Here is a 9,645-nt window from a genome sequence, read left to right as displayed (position 1 = left end):
GGTTACCGTCCACAGTTCTACTTCCGTACAACTGACGTAACTGGTGACGTACAGTTACCAGAAGGCGTAGAAATGGTAATGCCTGGTGATAACATCAAGATGACAGTAACTCTAATCGCACCAATTGCGATGGATGAAGGTCTTCGTTTTGCTATCCGTGAAGGTGGTCGTACTGTAGGTGCTGGTGTTGTAGCAACTATCGTAGAGTAATAATTAACTTTTAAGTTAATTATTAGAAAAAGGTCACTCAGGTGGCCTTTTTTAATGTCTGAAGAAAAGGTGGTGCTCTTACCTTAGGCGTAGGTACTTTGTAGCAACAGTCAAAGAGTAATAATTAACTTTTAAGTTAATTGTTAGAAAAAGGTCACTCAGGTGGCCTTTTTGAATGCCTGAAGAAAAGTGATTTGCTCCTAGGTATAGAATTATTGCCGTAGCTTGGGTTGAGTTTTACGAAACCCGAGGGGGAAATAGTACCGAAGTTATCTATGCTGTTAAATATAAAAAAGCACGGCTAGGCCGCGCTTATATTGAGTTAGCTCTTGGTCTTTTAGCCAATTACTAATATATGATAAAAGCTTTAGTGTTTCTTCGCATACTCTTGCGCTTGTTTTAAAACTCTTAATAAATTACCGCTAAGAATCTTTTTAATATCTTTGTCGCTGTAATCTCTGTCCATTAAACCTTGAACAAGATTAGGATAGCTAGATACATCTTTTAAGCCGATAGGCAATGAATCGCCAACTCCATCGTAATCAGAGCCAATACCTACATAATCAATACCAATTAGCTCAACTACGTGATCAATATGGTCAAGTACTTGCTCAAGACTTGCAAATGGATACGGATTTTTAGCACGGTACGCAGCATCAAAATCTTTACTTAACTTAGTGCCTTCTTTTTTAGCTGACTCTTTTGTACTTTTTAATTGCTTGCCCCAACTACCTGCTTTAGCGGTAACAAAGCTTGAGCCAAAATTGATTTGAATAACACCGCCATTTTCCTTCAGCGCTAATAGCATATCGTCATTCATATTACGCTCAAAGCCAGGCGTGTATTTACGAAGTGATGAATGAGAGGCAATTACTGGCGTTTTAGAGAGCTCCATAACCTGATAAAACGCATCATCAGAAATATGCGATACGTCAATTAGCATGCCTATATTATTCATTTCAGTGACAAGCTTTTTACCAAATGGGCTTAAGCCTTTCCATTTACGGCGTATATCGTAAGACGAATCCGAAATATGGTTGCTTTGCGAGTGCGCTAGCGTGATGTAACGAATGCCACGGTCGTAAAAGTGTTGAAGGTTTTTCATATCACCTTCGATTGGAGAGCCATTTTCCATACCCATGGCTATAGACAGCTTACCTTGTTTAAATTGCTCTTCAATATCAGAGCTTGAGCTAGCAATAGCAAACTTATCGGGTGCGCGCTGGACTATGGCTTCCATACTATCAATCATTTGATTGGCTAGCTGGTAGCTTTTTCCTTTACCCTCAAATTCTAAATGCGCAGGAATATAAATCGACATAAATGGGGCGTTTAAACCGCCTTTTACAGCGCGAGGATAGTCAAAATCGCCATCACTAGTTGCTTTGGTTACATCAACCCAGCTTTCGTGAATTCGATAAGGTACGTCAATATGGGTATCAATTAAAATGGTATCTTTAGCGAGTTTAATTGCCTTATCAGATGCTGTTATTGTTTGTTCTGCTTGGGCTTGGCTAGTTAAAGCTAGTGATATGGCTACCACTAGAGTGCTGAGTTTTATCATGTTTTGGCTCTTTGGGTAAAAAGCCATTGTGTACGTTCAATTCAAAAGTTACAAGTACTACGCCCTAATCAAACGACTGTGCTTGATGCTCTTCACTTTGCAGCGCTTTAAACTCACCTTTTGAAATTATAGTTACAGACTCGTGTAATTCTGAGAAAAACACCATCGCTTCGCCATTTTTAAGCTGCAGCTTTACTTGGCTTACTTTAGATTCGATGCTTGCCTCTACTTCACCATAATCGGTACCTTCGCGTAATACGTAGCTTTCGATTAAGTTATAAAGAGTGTCTTGATCGAGTTGTTCAAAAGGGATAATCATTACTACTTGTTACTCGCTTTATTTGATACGTGCTGGCTAAAATAATGAGGGACGGCTTTTTCTAACCAAAATATAGGTTTAAACGGATTTTTACCGCTAATAAAACCAACATGCCCGCCCTTGTCAGAGATGCGCAGCGTAACATGCTCACTTACGTCTTGCCTACTCGGTACGGCTTTAATTGAGAGCATAGGGTCGTCTTTGGAATGAATAATAAGTGTGGGTACAGCGATATCTTTCAAGTACGGCATAGCACTGGCTTTACGGTAGTAATCGTGTGCGTTTTTAAAACCATGTAGAGGGGCTGTTAACTGATTATCAAACTCTAATAAATCGTCAATTTTCATTAACTGTTTTGGCGTTAATGAAATTTGCTGCTTAATTTGTGGCAGCTTTCGCTGCATTGATTTTTTCATCCGATCGAGCAGATATTTTTGGTAAATTTTACCTAAGCTTTTACGAATAACATCGCTCGATGACGACAAATCATAAGGAGCAGATACCACTGCAGCTGCATTGAGCGGGCAGTTTGTATTCTCTTCGCCTAAGTACTTAGCAAGCACATTACCACCAAGCGAAAAGCCTACGGCAACCATCGCTCTATTTGGGTATTGCTGCTTTAAATGATTTATAAAAAAAGCTAAATCGGCGGTGTCACCGCTGTGATAAGCACGTGGTAGGCGATTTACTTCGGTTGAGCAATTTCTAAAGTGCATAAGCACAACTGCATAACCTTGTTTTTTTAATGCCTTCATCATGCCTTTGGCATAAAAGCTATTTATATTGCCCTCAAGGCCATGCAAAACAACAGCAAGTGGTGCGGTTTCATTATGTGGAAGTGACCATGCAAGCTCAATAAAGTCACCATCAGGTGTATCAAGTTGCTCAAGTTCGTAGGACGTATTGTGAAATGGGCGGAAAAAACGCGGCATTATGGTCTGAATGTGACGATTGGTCATCCACCATGCTGGTTTGAACTGAGAGATCATGTTTGTACTACGCACTTTGTATTAAACGAAAAGCTAGTGTATCAAATTTTTCGCTTCAGAAAATAAAAAGCGCCTAACTAGTAAACTAATAAGGCGCTTTAGTGCGTCGTGCTTAATTTTGTTCGGGAATTTCTGCATCATGTATTTTTTTCAAAAAGAAAAAAGCAAAAAAGATACACAAAGAAACAACGATGGTTAAAAACCCAAAAGACATAAATAAAACTGGATCTGTAAAAAAGTCTCTAAAGAATACGTTCATGAGTTGCTCCCCTCTTTGTTGATGGGTTAATCATAAGCGGTGTTTGCAGGTCGCAACGTGATCGAGATCAAGTTATTTTTCTAAGCAACTGTAGGAGTGAAGCTAAGTTGATTTAGATCATGTTTTAAGGGTTGGTAAGTTATTACCACTGAGAGCTAAGAGAGTTTTCTCTTAAAATAGTGAGCTGATCGTAACTCATGTTTTTTCACTTTATCTAAAAGCGTAGCGCTTTAAACTTTTTTGAGTAAACCACTTAAAGATTTTTTGCACAAAGAGAAAAGAATGAGAAGTAAATGCGGGGAGATCAATGAACTACTTGAGCTGTACTAGCTCAGACTTGATCTGACAGTTACCCATTTTCACTTGGGTAATTTAGTTTGTTTTCCTCTAAAAGCGAAGCGCCTCTTAACCTCTTTGTGAGTAATTACTTGAAGTTTTTTTGCACAAAGAAAAGAGTATAAAAAGTGGAGGAGGCTACAAAAACTAACACCCTAAGTGGCTTTCACATATAGCTCAATGTTGTTTGGCTCAGAAAGCTTAACTAATTCAAGCTCATTTACTGTTTCAATCAACATATGTTGCTGTTGTTTTTCAAGCTTCAGCTCAGCGCTTAGTAACTCTGCGCGTATTGTGGCGTAATCACTTATCGCATTCTGGTTAGCTTTTAAATAGCTACGAGCGGCGCGCATAGGTTGTAATGCGTGAGTATCAAACTCACTAATTGCGTCTATTAACTCATTTAACTGTTGGGTATTAATACTTAAATTTAATGAATCTAAATAAAGCAGTAATAAGCATAAATTAACGTTTTTTCCTTGCTGGTTTTGTAGTGCTAGCAAGGTTATTTGTTGCTCAGGCTTTGCGTACAAAGTGCACGCAAATTGCCAAAAATGGTCGCTATTGAGCAAGTTCATCGGCGAATGCCTGCTCTTTTTCTTCCATTTCTTCAAGTGCCATAAGTAACTCTTCTTCAACGTCGTTAAGTTTAGGCGTAAGGGTTGCTTGCTTGGCTAATAACTCTTTAAGCTTGGCTTTGTTGTCGTCGTTGTAGAGTTCGTTATCACCTAAGGTCACTTCAACTTCACTTAACTCGGCGGTGAATTTATCGAGTTGCTTTTCAAGCTTTTCAATTTGCTTTTTAAGTGGTTGAGTGGCCTTTCTAAACTCAGCCTCTAAGCGTTTTTGCTCTTTACGGTTAACACCCGGATTTGCTTTAGGCTCGTCGCTTTGCTGCGCTTTAACCGCTTCTTTATTGGCATTGAGTAACCACTGGTAATACGCATCTAAGTCGTAACCAAACTGGGTTACTTTGCCGTCATCTACTAAGTAAAACTCATCGGCGGTATTTTTAAGCATGTGGCGGTCGTGTGATACGGTAACCATGGCGCCTTCAAAGCCTTGCAGTGCCATAACAAGTGCATGGCGCATTTCTAAATCAAGGTGGTTTGTAGGCTCATCGAGAAGCAGCAGGTTTGGCTTTTGATATACCAACATGGCAAGTACTAAACGTGCTTTTTCGCCGCCCGAAAAAGGGGCTACAGGTTCAAGTGCTTTATCGCCAATAAAGGCGAAACCACCTAAAAAATCACGTAGTGATTGCTCAGTGGCTTTTGGGTCGAGGCGTTGTAAGTGCATTATTGCACTGGCTTTTAAATCAAGAGATTCAAGTTGATGCTGCGCAAAGTAACCAATATTTAATCCGTGATGCTGAACAACTTCACCAGCTTGCGGCTCTAAATCACCAGAAAGCAGTTTAATTAACGTTGATTTACCCGCGCCATTTCGACCTAATAAAGCAATTCGGCTACCTGGAACAAGGTTTAGCTCTATATTATTTAAAATGGTGACGTCACCATAACCCGCTTTGGCTTTATCTATTGTCATTAGTGGGTTTGGCAATGCTTTTGGCTCTGCAAACTCAAAGTTAAATGGCGAGTCGGCATGTGCCGGCGCTAGTTTTTCCATGCGTTCAAGCGCTTTCACACGGCTTTGTGCTTGTTTAGCTTTACTGGCTTTTGCTTTAAAGCGCGTTATAAACTGCTCAAGGTGAGCAATTTGATCTTGTTGCTTATCAAACATTGCTTGTTGTTGTAGTAAGCGCTCAGCTTTTTGGCGCTCAAACTGCGAGTAGTTACCTTTGTACACGTTAATAAGTTGCTTATCTACATGCCAAATTTGATCAACCACCGCATCTAAAAACTCACGGTCATGCGATATAAGTACAAGGGTGCCGGTATAAGCACGCAAAAAGCGTTCAAGCCAATAAACGGCATCTAAATCAAGGTGGTTTGTTGGCTCATCGAGTAATAGTAAATCGGCGTCGCGTATTAATGCTTGGGCAAGGTTTAAACGCATACGCCAACCACCCGAAAACGAGCTTACAGGATTTTCTATAAGGTTATTGGCAAAGCCTAAGCCGTGTAATAGCTCACCTGCGGTTGATTCAATGCTATAGCCTTTAATGTTTTCAAGCTGAATATGTACTTTAGCTTGTGTGTCGCCATCGTTGTTTTTCTCGGCCTCACGCAGTGCTATACGCATTGCGTAGTATTCTGGGTGGCCTTGAAGTACATAATCAATCGCGCTTATTTCAAGGGCAGGTGTCTCTTGCTTAACAGAGGCGATAGACCAATCTTTTGGAATGCTGCAGTTACCGGCATCTAGTTGTAGTTCTGATTTTAGTAAACCAAATAACGTTGATTTTCCACAGCCATTAGCGCCAACAAGGCCTACTTTGTGTTCTGGAAATAACGTAGCTGATGCGTTTTTTAATAAGGCTTTACCGCCACGAAGTAGTTCTATTTCTGAGATTTGGATCATGAATGCGTTACTTTGCTGTGCCCTTGTTAAGTTGGCGCTATCATAACATAGAACTTAATGCTCTTATCAAGCGTATCAACAAGTGAAGTTATACGATAAAATGACAGCAGTTCAAACCACAGGAAAAATGTTGTGAGACAAAAGAAGCGATTTATTGCTGGTGCATCGTGCCCTGACTGCAAAGCCATGGATACCATGATGCTATACAGAGAACATGATGTTGAAAAAGTAGAGTGTGTTGAGTGTGGTCATAAAATGGCGCAACCCGATAACGCTGTTCAGGCGTCTACTCGCCAATTTGAACAAGTAATTGGTGTGTTTAAACCGGGCGACTAACCCGGTTTTTTATTGCCTAATTTTTACCGGTTTTAGTAATGCGGTGGAGGTGGCTCAGGTACTTCAGACATCATAGACGATGATGACTGCGACTCTTTAATTTTTTCTGCTAGCAGCTCGGTTTGGCGTTTCATTTTTGCTAACAGCTGTTGGTGCACTTTTATTTCATCATTTAAGACTTCAATCGTTTCGTCTTGAAAAGCCACTTTGGCTTCAAGTTCCATTAAGCGATGTTCAATTGTGTTCATTATTCTCTCGTATAATAAATCGCTCTGCGATCCCGCTGGAGCTTTCGGTTAACAACGACTTACCGTTATCTGTAAATGTCACATCTAGCACCACCGCCGATTTAGGCTTACTGCCTTCGCGCGGGGTAACCTGCCAAGTTTGAATTTTTTCACCGCTTGTTATTTGCCACAAATCTACACGCTTATTTGGCGAGCCGGTTGCAAGCAAAGTGCCTTGTTCGTTAAAACGCACAGCAGTAAAAATTTTCTGACGCGCAATATACTTCAGTTTACTCACAAGATCACCTGTAGTCAGCTTCCATACATTTGCTTGTGCCATACTATCGGCCGTAAACGCATAGCGACCTTGTGGATCTAGCGTTACTTGGGTAACACGCGTTGGGTGATTAAAACGATGAATTACTTGTCCGGTACGTGTATCCCAAAAATAAGCAACATAATCGTTAGAACCACTTAAGGCAAAGCGTCCGTTAGGTGACAGGTCAACGGTGTTAACTTTATCTTGATGACCTAAAAACTCAATACGACGTCCGGTTTCTAGGTTTACAAATACGACAACGCCGTCGCTACGGCCGTATAAAACACTACGGCCTTGATTGCTAATAGCAATATCGCGAATACTGGCTTTTTGTATTTTGTAATAACCTTTATTTTTGCCTGTGGCTATATCCCACACAGCAAATGTGGTTTTTTCGGCGGTAACAGCCACGCTGTTATCAAAAGCAATAGCAACGGCGTATACCAAACTGTCTTGATCTTGCTGCTGAAACCATTGGTATTTTAGTACCTGCTGTTGATTATCCCACAGGGCGACCCCATGGTTGATAGAGGAGATCAAACTGTATTTACCATCGTTTGAAAGTGTTGATGAAAACGCACCTTGTGCAGCATGTTCGTAACTTGCTACAGCGTGTTGTTTTTTATCGGTACAGGCGATGGCTAAAAAACAGCTAAATACGATTAAAAAAGTACGAAATATCGACATATTACAGGTATTTCCCCTTAACTCTTAGTGACTGAGAGGTTAGACTAGGACGCGTTAAATGCCTAGGTTGTTTGTCTAATCACTGGATATGTTTTTAGTTTAGCTAACAATATGGAATTTAGTCATTAAACAAGCAGCCTATCATGTGGGCCGTTAATCTTTCACTAGTAATAATACATTAAAATGACAACTGCAAAGTATGTCGGAGATTTAAAATGAAAAAGACGATTAGATTGTCATTGATTGCAGCGTCAGTTTTAGCGCTTACAGCTTGTAATCAAGAAGCAAAAAAAGAACAAGCTGAAGTTAAATTAGACACTGTAGAACAGCAACAAGCATACGGTATTGGTGCATCTGTAGGTAACTTTTTAAATAAAGACCTAGCAGACAAAACAGAAATTGGTATTGAACTAGACCAAGCACTTTTAATTCGTGGTTTTGAAGATGCGCTTGCTGGCAATGCAAAAATTGACGAAGAAAAAATTCGCGAAGTATTAACTGCACTAGATACATCAGTACGTACTAAGCAAGAAGAAAAAGCTAAAGTAGAGTCTGAAAAAAGTAAAGAAGCAGGCGCTAAATACCTAGCGGACAACGCTAAAAAAGAAGGCGTTACAGTAACTGAGTCGGGTCTACAGTACGAAGTACTTAGCGAAGGCGATGGCGAAAAGCCAGTGGCAACTGATGTAGTTAAAGTACACTACAAAGGGACTTTATTAGACGGTACTGAGTTTGATAGCTCATATGCACGTAACGAACCGACAACTTTCCCTCTTAACCGCGTAATTGCGGGTTGGACTGAAGGTTTACAACTCATGTCAGTGGGTTCTAAGTACAAGTTCACTATACCTTCAGAACTTGCTTACGGCGACCGTGACTTAGGTAAGATTCCAGCTAATTCAACACTTGTATTTGAAGTTGAATTACTTGAAATTCAAAATGAAGAAGCACCAGCACAATAATAAGCTTATTGTGTAAATGCAAAAAGGGACCTTAGGTCCCTTTTTTAATACGTGTAAGTAACGTATTAATTCGTGTGATTAGAAAACAAGTTATCAATAAGCTCATCTTCAAGTGCAAAACGAGCTTCTAATGCCTCACCAATAACAGATAAGTCATTATCAAAGTCTTTTAATAAGTCTTCTTTGTCTACTTCTGCGTACTTATCATTAAAATCTAACGCCACATCGGTTGTGCTAGAAATACGCGGGTAAATAGAGTTTGCAAGCTCTTGGCTTTGTAAGCCCTTTTTTTCGCATGCTTTTGCTATATCGTCATATACTTCAAAATGGCCTGCAGATAGGTAATCCATTAAAAGCTGGCAAAATGATTCAATTAGTTTTGGCTCTGGCAATGCTTGATCTTGCTTTTCGTATGGCGTAAAGCCTGCAATTTTGCAGTAAAGTACAATAAGTTCTTGGCGTTCGTTTAGCCATTTATCAATTACTGTGTGGCTACCACCCCATTTTTGTTGAGCTTTTTCTACACGCGTCAGCATAACTGTTCTCCTAGCTGGGTTGGTTTTTAATTTAAATATAATAAGTTTATATACATCAAGATATATTTAATTTGCGCGTATATCAACAAGTAAAGTTAAGCTACTTTGAGGGGTGTACCTTTTTATATAAACCGAGGTGAGAGATTTTATTTTAGGCAAGAAAAAACCACCAGTTACGGTGGTCTAATTTCTTTCAGTGACTTGTTATAACAAGCTTTCTTATTTTTATGAGATGATTTTTATTGTTATTATTTTAAAACATTTATTTTTATTGTTTTAAGATTTTTATTATTGTTTTTGTTAACGCGGGACAAACAATAACAAGGTTTTTGCAATGTTGCAAACATATTAATAAAAAGTTTTAAATGTTATTTATTTTTGTTTATTTTATAGTCGAAAGGGATTAAAAAACTCCAT

General features: G+C 39.5%; 10 protein-coding genes and 1 pseudogene. 3 read left to right on the top strand and 8 right to left on the bottom strand.

The genetic code is table 11. The features are described 5' to 3' along the window. A pseudogene (locus H5122_RS14855) lies at nt 1-210 on the top strand (elongation factor Tu); the annotation flags it as partial. 367 nt (nt 211-577) lie between these two features. Here the strand turns inward: H5122_RS14855 and H5122_RS14850 are convergent. The 5 genes from H5122_RS14850 to H5122_RS14830 form a co-directional block, all read right to left on the bottom strand. Then, entirely contained in the window at nt 578-1,774 is a 1,197-nt protein-coding gene (locus H5122_RS14850) for a dipeptidase (protein WP_024606595.1), read from the bottom strand. Between the two features lie 64 nt (nt 1,775-1,838). Beyond that, nucleotides 1,839-2,093, bottom strand: a complete 255-nt coding sequence (locus tag H5122_RS14845; RefSeq protein ID WP_004335925.1) for a YheU family protein — start codon at nt 2,091-2,093, stop codon at nt 1,839-1,841. 2 nt (nt 2,094-2,095) lie between these two features. Continuing rightward, nucleotides 2,096-3,082, bottom strand: a complete 987-nt coding sequence (locus H5122_RS14840) for a hydrolase (RefSeq protein WP_182682472.1) — start codon at nt 3,080-3,082, stop codon at nt 2,096-2,098. Nucleotides 3,083-3,832: 750 nt separating this feature from the next. After that, nucleotides 3,833-4,255 carry a TIGR02444 family protein gene (locus H5122_RS14835; RefSeq protein WP_182682471.1) on the bottom strand — a complete coding sequence of 141 codons (423 nt, stop codon included), beginning with the start codon at nt 4,253-4,255 and terminating at the stop codon, nt 3,833-3,835. Beyond that, nucleotides 4,239-6,161 carry an ATP-binding cassette domain-containing protein gene (locus H5122_RS14830; RefSeq protein WP_008165349.1) on the bottom strand — a complete coding sequence of 641 codons (1,923 nt, stop codon included), beginning with the start codon at nt 6,159-6,161 and terminating at the stop codon, nt 4,239-4,241. Before H5122_RS14830 ends, H5122_RS14835 begins: the two co-directional genes overlap by 17 nt. 132 nt (nt 6,162-6,293) lie before the next feature. On the opposite strand from H5122_RS14830, the gene H5122_RS14825 reads away from it, so the two are divergent. After that, entirely contained in the window at nt 6,294-6,497 is a 204-nt protein-coding gene (locus tag H5122_RS14825) for a YheV family putative zinc ribbon protein (protein ID WP_007378899.1), read from the top strand. Nucleotides 6,498-6,529: 32 nt separating this feature from the next. Here H5122_RS14825 and H5122_RS14820 read toward each other — a convergent pair whose 3' ends face one another. Both H5122_RS14820 and H5122_RS14815 read right to left on the bottom strand, forming a co-directional pair. Next, a complete protein-coding gene (locus H5122_RS14820) occupies nt 6,530-6,745 on the bottom strand; it encodes a SlyX family protein (RefSeq protein WP_004335946.1) in 216 nt (71 codons plus the stop codon). Further along, complete coding sequence (locus tag H5122_RS14815; RefSeq protein ID WP_182682470.1) at nt 6,732-7,730, bottom strand: WD40 repeat domain-containing protein; 999 nt, start codon at nt 7,728-7,730, stop codon at nt 6,732-6,734. The genes H5122_RS14820 and H5122_RS14815 overlap by 14 nt, the downstream gene beginning before the upstream one ends. Before the next feature lie 215 nt (nt 7,731-7,945). Here H5122_RS14815 and fkpA point away from each other — a divergent pair, with 215 nt between their 5' ends. Further along, complete coding sequence (gene fkpA, locus H5122_RS14810; protein WP_004335950.1) at nt 7,946-8,692, top strand: FKBP-type peptidyl-prolyl cis-trans isomerase; 747 nt, start codon at nt 7,946-7,948, stop codon at nt 8,690-8,692. 65 nt (nt 8,693-8,757) lie between these two features. Here fkpA and rsd read toward each other — a convergent pair whose 3' ends face one another. After that, nucleotides 8,758-9,228: a sigma D regulator gene (rsd, locus tag H5122_RS14805; RefSeq protein ID WP_138489928.1), complete on the bottom strand. Its 471-nt coding sequence runs from the start codon at nt 9,226-9,228 to the stop codon at nt 8,758-8,760. Between the last annotated feature and the right edge of the window lie 417 nt (nt 9,229-9,645).

This window comes from Pseudoalteromonas sp. SG43-8, from assembly GCF_014164245.1.
Classification (GTDB): Bacteria; Pseudomonadota; Gammaproteobacteria; order Enterobacterales; family Alteromonadaceae; genus Pseudoalteromonas; species Pseudoalteromonas distincta.
Note: the sequence above shows the minus strand (reverse complement) of the source record. Positions and strands in the feature narration are given on the sequence as shown.